Here is a 17,646-nt window from a genome sequence, read left to right on the forward strand (position 1 = left end):
CTGTCGATGTCGTGCGCCGCCAGGGACTCGAACCCCGGACCCGCTGATTAAGAGTCAGCTGCTCTAACCAACTGAGCTAGCGGCGCCTGCTGACGCGACAACTCTACAGGACCGTCGACAGTGCCCAGGACCATCCGCCCCGAGCCCCTGTCCACTCGCCCCGAGCCTCTGTCCCCCACCCCGAGCGCACTGGGCCGGGCGAGTGCCGCGTACATCATTCGGACCGTCAGCATGCGCGTCGGGAAGACAGTTGAGAAACTGGCGAACGTGCACAGGCGCGGACATTTCCATCTGGAGTGTGAGGGGAATCGCATGGAGCCTCCGGTATTCGAGGAATTCGATCCCGAGAGCGACTGCGACTGCCCCGGATGCGTATCGCGGCGGCGGTCGACCCCTGATTCGCCGCCCGCCCCGTTCGGCGGTCGCCCGGCCGCCCACCGTGTCCTGGTCGTCGCCACCGCGACGGCCGCGGCGCTCTCCGCCGTCCACGCGGCACCCGCCCTCGCCGCCCCGCAGACCCCCGACCGGCCCGGTGTTCCCGCAGGTGACGAGCCCGAGACCCCTCAGGGCGGCAAGGCGCCGCTGCATGGACCGGCCGGGCAGCCGGCCCGGCCCGGCGGGCTCGCGGGACCGGTCAGAACGCCCCCGACGACCCGGTCGGACATCATCAGAAGGGCCAAGGACTGGGTTTCGGCGCAGGTGCCGTACAGCATGAGCACCTACTGGTACGACGGTTACCGGCAGGACTGCTCGGGCTTCGTCTCCATGGCCTGGAACCTGCCGGGGAACGAGTGGACGGGCAGTCTCCACCAGTACGGGACGCGGATTTCCAAGGCGGAACTCCAGCCCGGCGACATTCTGCTGTTCCACAATCCGTCCGACCCCGAGAAAGGCTCGCACGTCGTCATTTTCGGCGGTTGGACGGACTACACGCACAGCTACTACATCGTCTATGAGCAGACCCGTCCGGCCACCCGCCGCCAGGCCACGCCATACGCGTACTGGAGCAATTCCGAGCGTTACATCCCGTATCGCTACAAGGGCCTGACGACGCCCGCGCCAGGCGCCGCGCAGCAGGTCGGCAACAGCACCGGCAACGCCGGCGGGGGCGGAAACAGGCCCGACGCCGGGGCTGCCGTGACGACGACGCCGTTCCCGGGGCGGGGCGCCTTCGGGCCCGGCGCGAACAACCCGTACGTCACCCTGCTGGGCAAGCTCCTCATCGAGCGCGGCGGCGGCCGCTACTACCCCGCGGGCCCGGGCCCGCGCTGGTCGAACGCCGACGGTCGGGCCACCCAGGCCTTCCAGCGGGCCCAGGGCTGGAGCGGCGCCGACGCGGACGGCCTGCCCGGCCCGCGGACCTGGTCGCTGCTGGTCACCGGCCAGGGCAGGAACATCGCGGCGACCGGCGTCGGCGGGCCGCCCGCCTCTTCCGTGCCCGCCTTGTTCACGCCCGCCTCTTCCGTGCCCGCCTCTTCCGTGCCCGTCTCGTCCGCGGTCGCCCCTCCCGCCGCCGCCCCTCCCTCGGCGTCGCGCGTTCCCCCGTACCCAGGCCGGGGCGTGTTCCGGCCCGGTGCGCGGAGCCCCTACGTCACGCAGTTGGGGAGGCAGCTGGTGAAGAAAGGGTTCGGCAAGTACTACACGACGGGTCCGGGACCGCGCTGGGGCGAGCCGGACCGGCGCGGAGTCGAGGCCTTCCAGCGCGCCCAGGGCTGGCGCGGCGGGGCGGCGGACGGCTACCCGGGCCCGGAGACCTGGCGGCGGCTCTTCTCGTAGCACCACCGGGCCGCCCGCTCTCTCCTGCGGTTCCTCTCACACTCATGACACTCATGACACTCATGGCGTATCTGGCGCGGAGGCTGGAGGCACGCAATGAACACGACCACTTCACAGACGCCCGAGCCCGAGGGGCCCACCAGGCCCACCCGGCTCATCCAGAACGAGGCGACGACCGAGATCCCCGTCCACCTGCTCTTCCGCGACGAACCCGAGCCGCGGCCGGTGCCGCTCGGGCCCGCCGTGGTGGGCAGCCGGGCGGGCACCGGCGAGCAGCCACGCCTGCGCCGGCCGACGCAGGCCAAGCCCCGCCCGGTGGCGCAGGTCGACCCCGACCTGGTCGAGCGGCCGGCCCGGGTGCTGCCCGGCGCGGCGGGCGTGTTCGCGGGGACCTGCGGGGCGGCCGGCTGCCTGGCCGCCTCGTGGTGGGCGGGGGTGCTGCCGCCGCTCGTGGTGCAGGCGCTGCGGCTGCCGGAGTTGACGGGCGCCGGGCTCGGTCCGCAGCAGTGGGCGGCGTACGCGGGCGCGGGCGCGCTGGGGCTGTTCGGCTTCGGCGGCCTCGCCCGGGGGCGGACCGGGCGGGCCTGGGTGCTCGGCCTGTTCGGCCGCTACCGGGGGTCCGTGCGGCGCACCGGCCTGCTGTGGGTGAACCCGCTGCTGCTGCGCCGTCGGGTGGACGTGCGGCTGCGGCACTGGCGCAGCGAGCCGATGCCCGCCGCCGACGGCAGCGGGGTCGCGCTGCGGGTGGTGGCCCTGGTCGTGTGGCGGGTGCGGGACACCGCGCGGGCCATGCTCGGCGTCGAGGACCACGAGACGTATCTGCGCGAGTGCGTCGAGGCGGCCCTGGCCCGGATCCCGGTGGAGACGCCGGGGGCCGGGCGGGGTTCGGTGGAGGCGGCGGGGGACGCGCTGACCCGGCTGGTCGCGCGGGACGCGGGCGCGATCGGCCTGGAGGTGTTCTCGGTGCGGCCGATCCGGGTCGAGTACGCCCCCGAGGTCGCCGCCGCGATGCACCGCCGGCGGATCGCGGCGCTCGACGCCCAGCACCGGGCGACCGTGCTGACCTCGGTCGTCGACTCGGTGGAGGACACGGTGACGCGGCTGACCATGCGGGGGCTCGTGGAGCTCGACGACTACGAGCGCAAGGCGCTGGTGAAGGACCTGACGGTCGCGTTCTGCTCGGGACGACAGGAACAGGCCCCGTGAATCGAGTGCCGCGAATCCGGTCCGGCGAATCCGGTCCGGCGAATCCGGCCCGATGAATCCGGGGCCGTGATTGGTATGGACATGTTCAAGAAACGCCCATAACCTCAGACTTGGTCTAGACCTGCACGCACGTCCTGCGGGGCTCCTCGCGAAGCTCCGCAGGAACTCCTCACTGAACTCCCCACGTTCTCCAGGAGCGGCAGCATGCGCAAAAAGACCAAGTGGTACGCCGCCGCGCTCGGGCTCACCACGGCGGGAGCCTTCGTGCTCACCGCCGGGGGCGCGAGCGGCCACGGCTACACCGACCTTCCCATCAGCCGGCAGAAGCTCTGCCAGAACGGCTCCGTCACCAACTGCGGCGACATCCAGTGGGAGCCGCAGAGCGTCGAGGGCCCGAAGGGCTTCCCGGGCTCCGGCGCGGCGGACGGCCGGATCTGTTCCGGCAACAACACGCGCTTCGCCCAGCTCGACAGCCCGAAGACCCCCTCGGGCGGGGCGTGGCCGACCACCAAGGTGAGCGGCGGTCGGAGCTACACGTTCCGCTGGCAGTTCACCGCGATGCACGCCACGACCGACTTCAAGTACTACGTCACCAAGACGGGCTGGAACCAGAACCACAACCTGGCCCGCTCCGACCTCAACCTCACCCCGTTCCTGACCGTGCCCTACAACGGTCAGCGACCCCCGTCGACCCTCTCGCACAGCGGCACGCTGCCGTCCGGGCTCAGCGGACGTCACATGATCGTCGCGGTGTGGACGATCGCCGACACGACCAATGCGTTCTACGCCTGCTCGGACGTGACGTTCTGACCCCGCGCGGGTAGCCTCCGCGTGCGCCGTGTACGGCCGTCGGCCGTGCGCCGGCGCACGCGGATCTCTCCGTCGAAGCGGGGGTGCTTACCGAGTGGACGCCACCGGCCTGTTCGCAGCGCTGATGATCGCCCTCTGTCTCGTGGCCGCGATCGCGCTGGTGCGCCGCGCCCGGCAGCGGCGTGCCGCCTGGCGGGGCGGGCTCACCGCGCCGGGCCGGGTGATCCGGGCCTGGGAGACCACGGAGATGATCAGCACCGTGGCCACCCGGACGCGGTGGTACGCGTACGAGTTCACCACCCGCGACGGTCGCACCGTCCGTTTCGAGGAGAGCGGCGGGCCCCGCGAGCGGGCCGTCGGCGACGAGGTCCCCGTCCACTACACGGCGCGGAAGCCGGAGCGGGCCACCTCGTCCGCGCCGCAGCCCGGCAAGGACGTCGTGGGCACGGCGATCGCGCTGGCCTCCCTCGCGGTGGTCACCGGCGTCATCGTCCTCCTGGCGGTCACCTAGGGGGCTTCTGATGGATCTCCGCGGCGTCGCGACGCCCGGCACGCACTCTCGCCGCACCGGGCGAAAGCCCTAGTAGCTCCGCTACGAGGACTCTCGCCCGGCACACCGAGAGCACGCACCGAACGCCGCTCCTTCTCCCACGGAGATCCATCAGAAGCCCCCTAGGCCCTCACTGTCCTGCGACCTGATCCGAACGACAGGCCCTGGCCCGACCCCTCCACATCTGACGATGCGTCAGCTACCGTGCCCGCCATGGAGTCCGTCGCGGAACTGCTGGCAGCGCGGTGGGACGACCACCGTCCGGGGCTGTGGTTCGAGGACCTGGTCCTCAGCCACCACGAGGTCGCGGCCGGGGCAGCCGCCCGCGCGGCCCTGCTCGCCGAGCTGCTGCCCCCGGAGGGGCCGGCGCATCTCGGGGTGCTCCTCGACAACACCCCGGAGTTCCCGCTCTGGCTGTCCGCCGCGGCCCTCGCCGGCGCGGCCGTCGCCGGCATCAACCCCACCCGGCGCGGCCCGGAGCTGGCCCGGGACATCCTGCACACCGAGTGCCGGCTGCTGATCACCGAGCCCGCCCACCTCCCCCTCCTCGAGGGCCTCGACCTGCCATGGCGGTCCCCCCGCGCCGGCGCAGCCGAGCGTGGGGGAGTCCGCCTGCTGATCACCGGCACCGAGGAGTACGACGCACTCCTCGCCCCGTACGCGGCCGCCCGCCCCGACCCGTCCCGCGCCACCCCCGCCGACCCGCTGCTGCTCTACTTCACCTCCGGCTCGACCGGCGCGCCCAAGGCCGCGATCTGCACCCAGGGTCGGCTGGCCGCAGCCGGGCGCTCCCTGGCCGCGCAGTTCGCGGTCCTCCCGGACGACGTCCACTACATCTGTATGCCGATGTTCCACGGCAACGCGGTGATCGCCGACTGGGGGCCCGCGCTGGCGGCCGGGGCCGGGGTGGCGCTGCGGCGGCGGTTCTCGGCGTCGCGCTTCCTGGCGGACGTCCGGCGTCACCGGGCGACGTACTTCACCTACGTGGGCCGGGCCATCCAGTACGTCCTGGCCACCGAGCCGGGTCCCGAGGACCGGGACCATGTGCTGCGGCTCGGCTTCGGCACCGAGGCGGGGGCGGTGGACGCGGCGGCCTTCGAACGGCGGTTCGGGGTGCGGCTGGTGGAGGGTTACGGCTCGTCGGAGGGCGGGGCGGCCGTGCAGTGGTCGCCGGGGACGCCGACGGGGGCGGTCGGACGGGCGGGGCCCGGGCTCGTCGTCCTCGACCCGGAGACGGGAGCCGAGTGTCCGCCTGCCGTTCTCGACGCGACCGGCCGGCTGCTGAACGGCGACGAGGCCATAGGGGAGCTGGTCAACCGGGGCCCGAACCCCTTCGAGGGCTACTGGCGCAACCCTGCGGCGGAGGCGGAGCGACGCCGGGCGGACGGCGAGTACTGGACCGGCGACCTCTTCTACCGCGACCCCGACGGCTTCCTCTACTTCGCGGGCCGCACCGACGACCGGCTCCGCGTCGACAGCGAGAACCTGGCCGCCGCGATGATCGAGAACATCCTCGCCCGCTACGAGGGGGCGGCCGCCGTCGCCGTCTACGCCGTGCCGGATCCGGTGACCGGGGACCAGGTGATGGCGACGCTGGCCGGGACCTTCGATCCGCTCGGCTTCGCCGAGTTCCTGCTCGCCCAGCCCGACCTGGGGACGAAGATGGCCCCCCGGTTCGTGCGGGTGGTGGAGCGGATGCCCGTCACCGCCACGAACAAGATCCATCGGGCGCTGCTGCGGAGGGAGGGGGTGCGGTGCGCGGAGCCGGTGTGGTGGCGACCGCCGGGCGAGTCCGGCTACCGCAGGCTCACGGAGCGGGAGGCGGAGGAGCAGGCCGGGGAGCGGGCCGGGGAGCGGGCAGGGGAGGCCGGAGAAGTCGGGGGACAAGCCGAAGGGCCCCTCGTTTCCACGAGAGGCCCTTCATCTGTGCGCCGCCAGGGACTCGAACCCCGGACCCGCTGATTAAGAGTCAGCTGCTCTAACCAACTGAGCTAGCGGCGCATGACTCTCGCCCTCCGCTTGCGGCGGCTGGCGACGAAGAAAATACTACCCGGTTCTCAGGGGTGCTTCTGACCGTCGGCCGGTGTGTGCCTAGATCGCCAGCGACAGCAGTACCGGTGCCGCGTTCCTGTTCAGCGTCTCGGCGGCCTGGCGGAGCCGGTGGGCATGGGCGACTGGCAGGGAGAGGGCCAGACAGCCCGCCGTGGAGCCGGCGGTGATCGGGACGGCCGCGCAGACCGTGCCGATCGCGTACTCCTGGAGGTCGAGCACCGGGACCGTGGGCGGCTGGGACTCCAGACGGGAGAGCAACAGCTTGTCGCTGGTGATGGTGCGCGAGGTGAGCCGGGCCATCTTGTGCCGGGAGAGGTGGTCGCGGCGGCCGTTGTGGTCGAGCTGGCCGAGCAGGCTCTTGCCGAGCGCGGTGGCGTGGGCGGAGTGGCGGAAGTCGACCCACTCGTTCACCGACGGCGTGGCGGGGCCGTCGGCGTACTGGGTGATCGTGACCTCGCCGTCCACGTACCGGCTGATGTAGACGGCCGCGCCGACGGAGTCGCGGAGCCGGTCGAGGGTGTGCTGGAGCTTGTCGTGCAGGGCCTGCTCCCGCTGGTGCGCGGAACCCAGGCGGGTCAGGGCGTCGCTGGTGACGTACGCCCCGTCGGCGATCTGCTCGACGTAGCCCTCGCGGCACAGCATGCGCAGCAGTGGGGTCAGGAGCTCCCTTGCGAGGCCGGTCCGGCGGGCGAGTTCGGTGTCGGTGACACCGGTGGAGTGCCGCGCCACCGTCTCCAGGACGCGCAGTGCTTCCCGGGTCGAGTGGTACGGCGCGGTCGGCTCGTGCTTCAGCGCCACGGTTTTCCCCCCTGGTCGCTTTTCCGGCAGCGAATCACCTTCCACGATAACGGCCAAGGGGGCCGGGGGGAGGGGTTGTTGGCGAGAATCTGTTGCAGCTTCAGCTCGCCCAACTGCGGTACTGACCCAATGGCATATGCCGCAGGCAGGTTGCTCTGCGGCGACCTCGCGACCTCACAACACCGCGCTGAGGAATTCCCGTGTCCGTTCCTGCTCCGGCGAGCCGAAGATCTGCTCCGGCGGGCCCGCCTCGACGACCCGGCCCGCGTCGAACATCAGGACCTGGTCGGAGATGTCCCGGGCGAAGTTCATCTCGTGGGTCACACAGAGCATCGTGATGTCCGTGGTGCGGGCGATGTCCCGCAGGACGTCCAGGACGCCCGCGACCAGCTCCGGGTCGAGCGCCGAGGTGACCTCGTCCAGGAGCAGCACCTGCGGCCGCATCGCCAGCGCCCGCGCGATCGCGACCCGTTGCTGCTGCCCGCCCGACAGCCGGGACGGCTTCGCGTCGCACTTGTCGGCCAGACCCACCAGGTCCAGCAGCTCGCGCGCCCGCGCCTCCGCCTCGTCCGCGGACAGACCGAGCACCGTCGTCGGGGCCTCGGTGAGGTTTCTGAGCACGCTCATGTTCGGGAACAGGTTGAACTGCTGGAACACCATCCCGATCTTCTTGCGGATCTCGCGGACCTGCTTCTCGGGAGCCGGGAACAACTGCTGCCCGTCGACGGTGATCGTGCCCTCGTCGGGCTTGGCCAGGGTCATCAGCAGCCGCAGGATCGTGGTCTTGCCGGAACCGGACGGCCCGATGAGGGTGACGTGCTTGCCGGGCTGCACGGAGAAGTCGAGGTGATCGAGGACGGTGTTGTCCCCGAACCGCTTGGTGACCTGTTCCAGCCGTATCAGCTCGGTGCTCTCGGAGGCGTCGGCGGGCTGCTTGAGAGTGTCAACGGACAAGGCGTCGCTCCAGGGTGCGCAGAAGGAGGGAGGCGAGAGAGGAGATGACGATGAAGGCCACGCCGATCACGGTGAGGGGCTCGGTGAACCGGAAGTGCTCCTGGGAGAAGAGCCGGGCCCGGCCGAGCATCTCCAGCACGGTGATCGCCATCAGCAGCGGCGTGTCCTTGAGCATCGAGATGACGTAGTTGCCGAGCGCCGGCACGACCCGGCGGACCGCCTGCGGCAGGATCACCGCACGCCAGGTCCGCGCCCTCGGCAGGTTCAGCGCGGTCGCCGCCTCCCACTGGTCGGCCGGCACCGCCTCGATGCCGGCCCGGTAGACCTGCATCGTGTACGTCGAGTAGTGCAGCCCGATCGCGACGACCCCGGTGGTCATCGCCGACAGCGTCAGCCCCCACTCGGGCAGCACGTAGAAGAGGAAGAACAGCTGCACCAGCAGCGGCGTGTTCCGCACGAACTCGGTGACGATCCCGACCGGCCACTGCACCCAGCGCGTGGGCGTCCGCATCAGCAGCGCCCACCCCAGACCCAGCGTGAACGAGATCAGCGAGCCGAGGACCAGCGCCTGGAGGGTGACGAGCAGCCCGTCCCGGAACAACGGCATGAAGTCGTGGACGGCGTCCCAGTCCCAGTTCATCGCACACCCGCCCTGAGCCGGCTCTCGAGCCCTCGCATCACCCGCGTGAGCAGGAACGCGATCACGAAATAGATGAGCAGTACGTACGTGTAGATCTCCGCGCTCTCCTGGAGGGCGAGACGGATCAGATTGCCGCTGAAGGCCAGGTCGCCCATGCCCATGACGGACACCAGCGCGGTGCCCTTGAGCAGCTCGACGAGGAGGTTGGAGAACGGCGGGATCATCTCCGGCACCGCCTGCGGCAGCAGGATCTTGCGCAGCCGCTGCCCGGGCGTGAAGCCGAGCGCGATCCCGCCCTCCTTCTGCGCCGGGTCGACGGCCCCCAGCGCGCCGCGCACGATCTCCGCGCCGTACGCGCCGTACGTCAGCCCGAGCGCTAGCGTGCCCGCCCACATCGGCACCAGCTGCCAGCCGAAGGCGGGCGGCAGCACGAAGAACACCCAGAAGATCATCACGAGTGCCGAGGTCCCGCGGAACACCTCGGTGTAGAAGCCCGCGAGGAAGCGGACGACCCACCACCGGTGCGTGCGCGCGATTCCGACGACGAAGGCGACGGCGGCCCCCAACAGGGCGCTGAACACCAGCAGTCGGACGGTCGTCCAGATCCCCTTGAGGACGAGTTCCCAGAGTCCCGAGGTCATCCGCCGCAGAGCTCCTTCGCCGTCAGGTCGGTCATCTCGGCCCGGGTGAACCCGAAGGGCCGCAGGATCCGCAGCAGCTCCCCGCTCTTCTTCAGCTTCCGCAGCTCGACGTTGAAGGCGTCCCGCAGCCCCGTCTCGGTGGACCGGAACGCGAACGCGCCCCCGTCGACATGCGGCTTGCCGCCGACGAGCGGGGCGAAGCCCTTGGTCGACTCGGCCTTGGACGACTTCCTGACGACCTCGCGGGTGGTGAGCGCGGTCCCGGCGAAGACGTCGGCCCGCCCCGCCTCGACCGCGTTCAGCCCGGCGACCTGGTCCTGCACGATGAGGATGTCGCCCTCCTCGTACCCCGCCTCGACGGCGTACCGGATCTCCGCGTACCCGGTCCCGGTGGCGAACTTCGCGTCCTTCTCCACCACGTCCCTGTAGGTGTGCAACCCCTTCGGGTTCCCCTTGCGGACGATGAACGCATCCAGCATCTGATAGTCCGGGTCGGCGAATATCACCTGCTCGCAGCGCTCGGGATTGACATACATCCCGGCGGCCACGACATCGAACTGCTGCGAGCCGAGCCCCGGAATGAGCGACCCGAACTCGGTCGGCACGGGCTGCACCTTCTCCACCCCGAGTCGTTTGAATATCACTTTCGCCAACTCGGGCGCCTCGCCCGTGAGCCGCCCGTCCTTGTCGATGTATCCGAACGGAATCTCACCGGCTATCCCGAGCCGTACGACACCCTGGGCGCGCAGCCGCTCCAGCAGATCGCCGCCGGGCGCGGACGACGCCGTCGCCACCCGTGAGCAGCCTGCCGTGCCCAGCGCGCCGAGCGCCGCCACCCCCGCGAGCAGCGATCGGCGTGAGGTTCCGGTCGTGTGTATGCGATGACTTGCTTGACTGGTCGGTGGAGCCATGGCGGCGCGGCTACCCGGGTCCACACGACTTATGCGGAGGTGCTTTGTGAGGGGAGTGTGGGGACCGTCGGTGTGACCGTCAGTGTCCGGGCACGTAGCCGCGCTGCTTGTCGACCACGTTCTTCAGGGACCGGCCCGCCGCCCACCGCTCGAACAACTCCACGAACTGCGCGCCGAGCTCGTCCCGCCGGCCGACCGTGTCACCGCTCATGTGGGGCGAGATCAGCAGCCCCGGCACGTGCCACAACGGGCTGTCGGGGGCGAGGGGTTCGGCGGTGAGAACGTCCAGGGCCGCGCCCGCGATCCAGCGCCGTTCCAGCGCCCGCACCAGCGCGTCCTCGACGACCAGCGGGCCGCGGCCGACGTTCACGAACCGGGCGGAGGGCTGCATCACGCCGAACCGGCGCAGGTCGAACATGCCGGTCGTCTGCTCGGTGAGCGGGGCGGCCGCGATCACCCAGTCCGCGCGGGCGAGGAGCCGGTCCAGGTCCTCGGGGCCGTGGATGCCGGTGCGCGGGACCCGGCCGACGATCGCGGTCGTCATGCCGAGCGCCTTCAGCGTGCGGGTGATCGCCCGCCCGATCGGCCCCGACCCGACGACCACCGCCCGGGTGCCGGCCACCCGTCGGCTCTCCCGGTGCCGCCACTCGCCCCGCTGCTGGAGCTCCACGGTGCGCGGCAGGTCCTTCGCCATCGCCAGGACCAGCGCGGCGACGTACTCGGCGATCGGCTCGTCGAAGATCCCGCGCGCGTTGGTCACGACCGTGTCCGACGCGGCGAGCTCGGGGCACATCAGATGGTCCACGCCCGCGCTCGCGGTGTGCACCCAGCGCGGCCGGGACCCCTCGCCGGGCCAGGCGGCGCGCACCGCGTGCGAGGTGAAGTCCCAGACCAGCAGGACGTCCGCCTGCGGGAGCCGAGCGGCGAGCGAGGCCTCGTCGGTGTGCAGCACCCGGACCTGCCCGGTGAGCCGCCCGAGCCGGGGGAGGGGCTCGGCGTCGAGGACGAGGAGCGTGGGGACGTCGGCCATCCGCTGCCCCTTCGCTGGTGACGATGTGCCTGACGTGATGTCCGAGTGGTGCCTGACGTGCGCGGATTGACCACGTTCGCACCCGAACCAACCGTCGTCAACAAGGCCGCGCCCACGACTTGTTGCCGACCGTCTCGGCCAACCAGGTGACCATGTGGGCGAAGCTGCGCCGACTGGGTACCCGGGCGGTGGGACGGTATCAAGCGCCGTTGGCAGCAGGAAGGCTGGACATGACCGCACTGGGTTTCCTCTACCCGGGCCACTCGGCCGAGGACGACTACCCCCGCATCGAACAGCTTCTGGGCAGTGACGTCCGGCTGGACCTGGTCCACACGGACATCGGCGAGGACGCGCCGGAGCGGTTGGCGAAGGGCGTCGAGCAGCTGCGGCTCGCGGGCGCGGAGGCGATCGTGTGGGCCTGCGCCGGCGGCAGCTTCGTGCACGGCTGGGAGGGGGCCCAGGAGCAGGTGCGCGCCCTGGCCACGACCGCCGGAATGCCGGCCTCCGCCACCTCTTTCGCCTTCGTGCACGCGGTCCGCGAACTCGGGTCGCTCCGGGTCGCCGTAGGGGCGACCTACCCGGAGGACGTGGCCGGCCTGTTCGTCGACTTCCTGGGCGCGGGCGGCGTGGAGGTGACCGGCGTCCACAGCGCCGGCGTGGTCACGGCGGCCGAGGTGGGCGCCTGGCGCGAGGCGGAGATCCTCGCCCTGGCCCGGGCGGCCGACACGCCCGAAGCGGCGGCGGTCCTGCTGCCCGACACCGGCCTGCACACGGCCGCGTTCCTCCCCGCCCTGGAGAAGAAGCTCGGCAAGCCGGTCCTCACCGCCAACCAGGTCACGGTCTGGGAGGCCCTGCGGCTGACGAACCGACGGGTGAACGCGCCGGGGCTGGGCACCCTCTTCACCCGGGAGCCGATCGTGCAGGTCTGAACCGGGCGAGGGGGCCATGCAGGCGGAAACGGTCATAGCGGTCGCGGCGACGGTCGTCGCACTGGGCTCGCTCTGGGTCAGTCACAGCCAGAGCCCGGCCGCCCGTGTGCACAACCGGCAGTCCCTGCGGCCCATCCTCCAGCTGCGGCGCGTCCGGAACCGGCAGGAGGGTCTCACCGGTCTCAGGGTGATCAACGCCGGACTGGGCCCGGCCGTGATCACGGCCACCGTGGTGCGCTGGGACGGGGTCGTCGTCGGGCAGTGGGCCCGCGAGGCCTGGAACCTCATGCTCGACTCCGACGAGGGGGTCCAGAAGTACGCGCTCCGGCAGGGCTCCGTCCTCCTGGTCGGCGAGTCCACCTTCCTGGTCCGCCTGGACACGGACGACCTCGACCGTCTCCTCCGCTTCCACGACGGCATCCGGGACCGCCTGGCGATCGACATCCACTACGAGTCCGTCTACGGCGGGGAGGGTTTCGTCGTCTCCTCGCCCGGCACGGAATAAACGGGGACACCCTCCTGTTATCGCGCGGAGGACACAGGACAGAGTACGGCCGACAAGCAGGAGGACCCCCGTGGCGGCGGACGAGACGGCGAGCGATGCGACGGCGAGCGACGCGACGGAGGCGGACGAGATTCGCGGCAGCGTACGGGGCACCGCCCCGGCGCCCCTCTCCGTGCTGGATCTGGTCACCGTCGGATCCGGGAGCACCGCCGCCGACGCCCTGCGCACCAGTGTCGAGCTCGCGCGGTTCACCGAGTCCCGGGGGTTCCATCGGTACTGGGTCGCCGAGCACCACTCGATGCCTGGCGTCGCCTCCTCCTCGCCGGCCGTGATCCTCGCCCACCTCGCCGCCCACACCGACCGCATCCGGCTCGGCTCGGGCGGCGTGATGCTGCCCAACCACGCCCCCCTCGTCATCGCCGAGCAGTTCGGCACCCTGGAGGCGCTGGCCCCGCACCGCGTCGACCTCGGCCTCGGCCGCGCCCCGGGCACCGACGGAGCCACGGCCGCCGCCCTGCGCCGGACCGCCACCCTGCACGAGGGCGCCGACGACTTCCCCGAGCAGCTCGCCGAGCTCACCCGCTTCCTGGACGACGACTTCCCCGACGGCCACCGCTACCGCCGGATCCACGCGATCCCGGGCCCGATCCAGGGCTCGTCCCCCGGCGGGGTGCAGTCGGCGCACAGGCCGCCGATCTGGCTGCTCGGCTCCTCCGGCTTCAGCGCCCGGCTCGCCGGACTGCTCGGGCTGCCCTTCGCCTTCGCGCACCACTTCTCCGCGCAGAACACCGTCCCGGCCCTCGACCTCTACCGGGAGTCCTTCCGGCCGTCCGAGACGCTCGCCGAGCCGTACGCGCTGATCGGCGTCTCCGTGCTCGCCGCCGACGACGAGCGCGAAGCCCGCCGCCAGATCCTCGCCACCGGCCTCAACATGGTCCGGCTGCGCGGCGGCCGCCCCGGTCTGTTCCCCTCGCCGGAGGAGGCGGAGGCGCACGAGTTCAGCCCGCTGGAGCGGGAGTTCGTCGACTCCTGGACCACGAACATCATTCACGGCACGGCCGACGAGGTCCGCACCGGCCTCGACGACCTCCACAAGCGCACCGGCGCCGACGAGTTGATGCTCACCAGCCACGCCCACCGCGGCGAACTGCGCCTGCGTTCCTACGAACTCGTCGCGGACGCCTACGGGTTGCCGACCGCGTAGGACTCCGTGCCGTGTGACTCGGTGCCCAGCAGCTCGGAGATCCGGTCCGGCGACACCGGACGGGAGTACAGCCAGCCCTGCCCGGTGTCGCAGCCGATGCTGCGCAGCCGGGTGGCCTGCGCGGACGTCTCCACGCACTCGGCGGTCACGGTCAGCCCGAGCCGGTGGGCGAGGTCGATCATCGCCTCGACGACGACCTGGTCGGCCGGGTTCGGCGGGGAGCCCTGGCCCTCGTACTGGAAGCCCCGCACGAAGGACCCGTCCAGCTTCAGCACCGACACCGGCAGCCGGCTCAGGTAGGCGAGGTTGGAGTACCCGGTGCCGAAGTCGTCGATGGCGATGCCCACGCCCATGTCGCTGAGGGCCTGCAGCGCCTGCAACGGCCGTCCCGCCGAGCCCATCACCGCGGACTCGGTCAGCTCCAGCTGGAGCAGACGCGGCTCGAGTCCGGTCTCGGCGAGGATCTCCGCCACGTCCGTCACCAGGTCCGAGTCCCACACCTGACGGACCGCCACGTTGACGCTGACGAACAGCGGCGGCTCGTCGGGGTTGTCCAACTGCCACCGGCGGGCCTGCCGGCAGGCGGTGGCCAGAACCCATCGCCCGAGCGGCACGATCGAGCCGTCCTCCTCGGCCAGCGCGACGAACCGATTCGGCGGCAGCAGTCCGAACCGGGGGTGGTCCCAGCGCACCAGCGCCTCCACCCCGCGCAGCCGGCCGTCCGACATCCCGACCAGCGGCTGGTAGTCGAGCCGGAACTCACCGCGCTCGATGGCGGGCCGGAGCGTCGAGGCCAGAGCCTGCCGGGTCATCAGATGGGCGTTGCGCTCGGGGTCGAACAGCGTCCAGCGGTCCTTGCCGTCCGTCTTCGCCCAGTACAGCGTGGTGTCGGCGGCCTGCATCAGACCGGTCGCGGTGGTGCCGGCCGCGTGCCGCTCCACGACGCCGATCGACGCCGACATGTTCAGCCGGTGTCCGGCCAGGTCGAAGGGGGCCTGGAGCGCCTTGAGCACGGACTCGGCGAGGTCGGCGAGCTGTTCGGTGCCCGTCGAGTCCTCGACCAGCAGCGCGAACTCGTCGCCGCCGAGCCGGGCCACCAGCGGCACGCTCGGCCGGGTCCGCCCGGCCTCCCCGGCGCACTCGGTCAGCCGTTCGGCGACGGCGGCCAGCAACCGGTCGCCGACCCGGTGACCGAGGGTGTCGTTGACCGCCTTGAAACCGTCCAGGTCCAGGTAGCACAGGCCGATCCGGCCGGTCCCGCTCTGCTCGTACGCCTCCGCCTCCAGCGTGGCCGACACCCGCTCGAAGAACAGGGTGCGGTTGGGCAGCCGGGTCACCGGGTCGTGCATCTGGAGGTGCCGCAGCCTCGCCTGGAGGTCGCGGTGGGCGCTGACGTCGGCCACGGACAGCAGCACACCGGGCGTGTCGGCGTCCAGCGGGGAGACGGTGACCTGCGCCCACAGCGAGCGCCCGTCGGGCCGCTTCAGCCGCCGTGTGCAGCGCAGTTTCGCCTGCCGGCCGCGCAGCACCTCGCGGTAGGCGTGCCAGGTCCGGGCGTCGGACGCCAGGTCCAGCAGGTCGGAGGCGACCCGCCCGACCAGGCCCGTCGCCCCGCCGCCGAGCAGCGCGCCGAGCGCTTCGTTGGCGTCGACGACGAGCCCCTGGCGGTCGACCACCGCCATGGCCAGGGGTGCTGCCGCGAAGACGGAGCGGTAGGCCGGTGGCCCGCTGTCCGTACTGTCGATGTCACTCTCTGTGACGGCTGACCGGTCGAGGTCTGCCGCGGGCGTCGGCCCTTCGGACGTTCCGCTCACCGCTCGCTCCCGCAGTGCACTCGATCTCTGTCCGTGCAGGAAAGTCTGCCGATCATAGAGGCTGCCCCAGGATCCGCGCAGCCACTGCCCAGTGTCCCGGAACAACCCACTCTTCTGACAGATCGTTTCTGCCCGCACCTGGCCCGGTTCTGCGGTCGCGCGACCGCTTGTGACGTTCCGTGAGAATTCCGGGGGTGTCGAGGTGATGCCCGCTTTCGGGCGGCTCACTCGTCTGGGGCAGACAAACAGGGCGTAGTAGTACAAATTCACACAGGCTGGGTGGCGGTGTCCCGTGAACCGCCCCGGAGGTCTCTGTGCCGCGACTGTCACTGCCGCGACCCGTGCGACTTTTGCAGCGCCCCCGACTGCGCAGTACCGCGGCCCTGTTCACCACTCTCTCGGCATTCGCCGCGAACTCCCTGGTCAGCGGCCCCTCGGTCGCCGAGCCCTTCTCCGTGGCACCCTGCGCCCTGACCCGCACCGCGGCCCACCACTCGGAGGGCGTGGACACCTGGAACACCGCCTACCCTCGCCCGAGCCGCTCCCTCGACGCCGTCATGGTCTTCCTGTCCTTCCCGGACTGGACCCCCATGACCACCCCCGCCGAACTGGCCGCCGACCACTTCCCGGCCACCAGCCGCTTCTTCGAGAAGGCGTCCTACGGCAGGTTCACCCTGCGCCCGCATCCGCTGAAGCGCTGGATCCGCATGCCGAAGCCGTCCACCGCCTACGCCATACAGCGCGACTGGAGCCCCGAGGGCCGGGCCGCCTACCTGCACGACGCACTCGCCGCCGCCGACCCGCACGTCGACTTCTCCCGCTACGACCTCGTCTACTTCGTGGCCGACCCGGACGCGCCCGGCGTCGACTCCGACGCCACGAAGGTCGTCAACCTCGAATCCCCGCTGCACGCCGACGGCACGGACATCCGCCGCGTCGTCACCGTCTTCGAGCAGCACCCCCCGGACCGGCTGGTCCTCGCCCACGAGACCGGCCATGTCTTCGACCTGCCCGACCTCTACCACCGTCCCGCCGACGGCAAGGGCGACTGGGACACCTACGTCGGCGACTGGGACCTGATGGGCAGCCAGTTCGGCCTCGCCCCGGATCTGTTCGCCTGGCACAAGTGGAAGCTGGGCTGGCTGGAACCGCGCCAGGTGGTCTGTGTACGGGGTCCCGGCCCGACCCGGCTCACCCTGGAACCGCTGGCCGCCGGTCCGGACGTGCCGGTCGCCCGCGCCTCCGGAGCGCCGGCCTTCGGCCTCGGCCGCGGAGCCAAACTGGCGGTGGTGCGCACCGGCACCGACAGCGCGCTCGCCTTCGAGGCCCGCAGTCCGGTGGGCGCCGACCGGTCGGCCTGCCGCGCGGGCATCCTCGTCTACCGCGTCAGCAGCGGCGCCCGCTCCGGCCGTGGCCCGGTCGAGGTCGTCGACGCCCACCCGCGCACCGAGGCCTGCTGGGAGAACTCCGTCTACCCACCCCTCGCGGACGCCCCGGTCGCCCTCGGCGAGCACTTCACGGTGCCGGACAACGGCGTCCGCGTGGACGTGGAGGGTCGCACCGCCTCGGGCGAGTGGACGGTGAAGATCACCCCCGGCACGAAGCTCTGACGGCGCTCCGACTGCCTTTTGCCTGAGGGGCTGTGGGTGGCGGAGCCCCCACGACGCGCGGCGCAGCCGCGCAGAAATGACGACAGCGAGGCTGGTTCGCGCTTTCCGCGAACAAGCCTCGCTGTCGATGTCGTGCGCCGCCAGGGACTCGAACCCCGGACCCGCTGATTAAGAGTCAGCTGCTCTAACCAACTGAGCTAGCGGCGCCTGCTGACG

At 71.6% G+C, this 17,646-nt stretch carries 16 protein-coding genes and 3 tRNA genes; 9 read left to right on the forward strand and 10 right to left on the reverse strand.

From position 1 onward, the window contains the following. Positions 1-12 precede the first annotated feature (12 nt). Positions 13-86 (reverse strand) — tRNA-Lys (locus AB0J04_RS41610). Between the two features lie 226 nt (positions 87-312). Here AB0J04_RS41610 and AB0J04_RS41615 point away from each other — a divergent pair. The 5 genes from AB0J04_RS41615 (at position 313) to AB0J04_RS41635 (ending at position 6,304) form a co-directional block, all read left to right on the forward strand. Continuing rightward, on the forward strand, positions 313-1,776 hold the full coding sequence (locus tag AB0J04_RS41615) for a peptidoglycan-binding protein (protein WP_363173901.1): 1,464 nt from the start codon (positions 313-315) through the stop codon (positions 1,774-1,776). Between the two features lie 96 nt (positions 1,777-1,872). After that, positions 1,873-2,982, forward strand: a complete 1,110-nt coding sequence (locus AB0J04_RS41620) for an SPFH domain-containing protein (RefSeq protein ID WP_363173902.1) — start codon at positions 1,873-1,875, stop codon at positions 2,980-2,982. Between the two features lie 204 nt (positions 2,983-3,186). Continuing rightward, entirely contained in the window at positions 3,187-3,792 is a 606-nt protein-coding gene (locus AB0J04_RS41625; RefSeq protein WP_363173903.1) for a lytic polysaccharide monooxygenase, read from the forward strand. A gap of 94 nt (positions 3,793-3,886) precedes the next feature. Continuing rightward, entirely contained in the window at positions 3,887-4,303 is a 417-nt protein-coding gene (locus AB0J04_RS41630) for a DUF3592 domain-containing protein (RefSeq protein WP_363173904.1), read from the forward strand. Positions 4,304-4,555: 252 nt separating this feature from the next. After that, positions 4,556-6,304 carry an AMP-binding protein gene (locus AB0J04_RS41635; protein ID WP_363173905.1) on the forward strand — a complete coding sequence of 583 codons (1,749 nt, stop codon included), beginning with the start codon at positions 4,556-4,558 and terminating at the stop codon, positions 6,302-6,304. Here the strand turns inward: AB0J04_RS41635 and AB0J04_RS41640 are convergent. From AB0J04_RS41640 to AB0J04_RS41670, 7 genes are all read right to left on the reverse strand, one after another. Next, positions 6,270-6,343, reverse strand: a tRNA-Lys gene (locus AB0J04_RS41640). The two genes, AB0J04_RS41635 and AB0J04_RS41640, sit on opposite strands and share 35 nt — an antisense overlap. A gap of 90 nt (positions 6,344-6,433) precedes the next feature. Next, a complete protein-coding gene (locus AB0J04_RS41645; protein ID WP_363173906.1) occupies positions 6,434-7,192 on the reverse strand; it encodes an IclR family transcriptional regulator C-terminal domain-containing protein in 759 nt (252 codons plus the stop codon). Between the two features lie 174 nt (positions 7,193-7,366). Then, positions 7,367-8,146, reverse strand: a complete 780-nt coding sequence (gene ehuA, locus AB0J04_RS41650) for an ectoine/hydroxyectoine ABC transporter ATP-binding protein EhuA (RefSeq protein WP_363173907.1) — start codon at positions 8,144-8,146, stop codon at positions 7,367-7,369. Further along, positions 8,136-8,786 (reverse strand): ectoine/hydroxyectoine ABC transporter permease subunit EhuD, encoded by a 651-nt coding sequence (gene ehuD / locus AB0J04_RS41655; RefSeq protein WP_363173908.1) that lies wholly within the window; start codon positions 8,784-8,786, stop codon positions 8,136-8,138. The genes ehuA and ehuD overlap by 11 nt, the downstream gene beginning before the upstream one ends. Then, complete coding sequence (gene ehuC, locus AB0J04_RS41660; RefSeq protein WP_363173909.1) at positions 8,783-9,427, reverse strand: ectoine/hydroxyectoine ABC transporter permease subunit EhuC; 645 nt, start codon at positions 9,425-9,427, stop codon at positions 8,783-8,785. Before ehuC ends, ehuD begins: the two co-directional genes overlap by 4 nt. Further along, positions 9,424-10,338, reverse strand: a complete 915-nt coding sequence (ehuB, locus tag AB0J04_RS41665) for an ectoine/hydroxyectoine ABC transporter substrate-binding protein EhuB (protein ID WP_363173910.1) — start codon at positions 10,336-10,338, stop codon at positions 9,424-9,426. Before ehuB ends, ehuC begins: the two co-directional genes overlap by 4 nt. 79 nt (positions 10,339-10,417) lie before the next feature. After that, on the reverse strand, positions 10,418-11,368 hold the full coding sequence (locus AB0J04_RS41670; RefSeq protein ID WP_363173911.1) for a D-2-hydroxyacid dehydrogenase: 951 nt from the start codon (positions 11,366-11,368) through the stop codon (positions 10,418-10,420). Between the two features lie 230 nt (positions 11,369-11,598). On the opposite strand from AB0J04_RS41670, the gene AB0J04_RS41675 reads away from it, so the two are divergent. The 3 genes from AB0J04_RS41675 to AB0J04_RS41685 all read left to right on the forward strand — a co-directional run bounded on the left by AB0J04_RS41675 (position 11,599) and on the right by AB0J04_RS41685 (position 14,006). Continuing rightward, complete coding sequence (locus AB0J04_RS41675; RefSeq protein WP_363173912.1) at positions 11,599-12,297, forward strand: decarboxylase; 699 nt, start codon at positions 11,599-11,601, stop codon at positions 12,295-12,297. A 16-nt stretch (positions 12,298-12,313) separates the two neighbouring features. Then, positions 12,314-12,802, forward strand: a complete 489-nt coding sequence (locus AB0J04_RS41680) for a hypothetical protein (RefSeq protein WP_363173913.1) — start codon at positions 12,314-12,316, stop codon at positions 12,800-12,802. Positions 12,803-12,872: 70 nt separating this feature from the next. After that, a complete protein-coding gene (locus AB0J04_RS41685; protein ID WP_363173914.1) occupies positions 12,873-14,006 on the forward strand; it encodes an LLM class flavin-dependent oxidoreductase in 1,134 nt (377 codons plus the stop codon). Here the strand turns inward: AB0J04_RS41685 and AB0J04_RS41690 are convergent. Beyond that, positions 13,985-15,820 carry an EAL domain-containing protein gene (locus AB0J04_RS41690; RefSeq protein WP_363173916.1) on the reverse strand — a complete coding sequence of 612 codons (1,836 nt, stop codon included), beginning with the start codon at positions 15,818-15,820 and terminating at the stop codon, positions 13,985-13,987. The two genes, AB0J04_RS41685 and AB0J04_RS41690, sit on opposite strands and share 22 nt — an antisense overlap. Positions 15,821-16,161: 341 nt before the next feature. On the opposite strand from AB0J04_RS41690, the gene AB0J04_RS41695 reads away from it, so the two are divergent. Further along, a complete protein-coding gene (locus AB0J04_RS41695) occupies positions 16,162-17,430 on the forward strand; it encodes a M6 family metalloprotease domain-containing protein (protein WP_363173917.1) in 1,269 nt (422 codons plus the stop codon). Positions 17,431-17,563: 133 nt separating this feature from the next. Here the strand turns inward: AB0J04_RS41695 and AB0J04_RS41700 are convergent. Further along, positions 17,564-17,637, reverse strand: a tRNA-Lys gene (locus tag AB0J04_RS41700). Positions 17,638-17,646 lie beyond the last annotated feature (9 nt).

This window comes from Streptomyces sp. NPDC050263 (assembly GCF_040655955.1).
Classification (GTDB): domain Bacteria; phylum Actinomycetota; class Actinomycetes; order Streptomycetales; family Streptomycetaceae; genus Streptomyces.

Bases quoted from the DNA above. Each gene is read 5' to 3' on its own strand.
- ehuD (WP_363173908.1), bottom strand. From the start codon at position 8,786: ATGAACTGGGACTGGGACGCCGTCCACGACTTCATGCCGTTGTTCCGG.
- AB0J04_RS41620 (WP_363173902.1), top strand. From the start codon at position 1,873: ATGAACACGACCACTTCACAGACGCCCGAGCCCGAGGGGCCCACCAGG.
- AB0J04_RS41635 (WP_363173905.1), top strand. From the start codon at position 4,556: ATGGAGTCCGTCGCGGAACTGCTGGCAGCGCGGTGGGACGACCACCGT.
- AB0J04_RS41680 (WP_363173913.1), top strand. From the start codon at position 12,314: ATGCAGGCGGAAACGGTCATAGCGGTCGCGGCGACGGTCGTCGCACTG.
- ehuC (WP_363173909.1), bottom strand. From the start codon at position 9,427: ATGACCTCGGGACTCTGGGAACTCGTCCTCAAGGGGATCTGGACGACC.
- AB0J04_RS41670 (WP_363173911.1), bottom strand. From the start codon at position 11,368: ATGGCCGACGTCCCCACGCTCCTCGTCCTCGACGCCGAGCCCCTCCCC.
- AB0J04_RS41625 (WP_363173903.1), top strand. From the start codon at position 3,187: ATGCGCAAAAAGACCAAGTGGTACGCCGCCGCGCTCGGGCTCACCACG.
- AB0J04_RS41615 (WP_363173901.1), top strand. From the start codon at position 313: ATGGAGCCTCCGGTATTCGAGGAATTCGATCCCGAGAGCGACTGCGAC.
- ehuB (WP_363173910.1), bottom strand. From the start codon at position 10,338: ATGGCTCCACCGACCAGTCAAGCAAGTCATCGCATACACACGACCGGA.
- AB0J04_RS41675 (WP_363173912.1), top strand. From the start codon at position 11,599: ATGACCGCACTGGGTTTCCTCTACCCGGGCCACTCGGCCGAGGACGAC.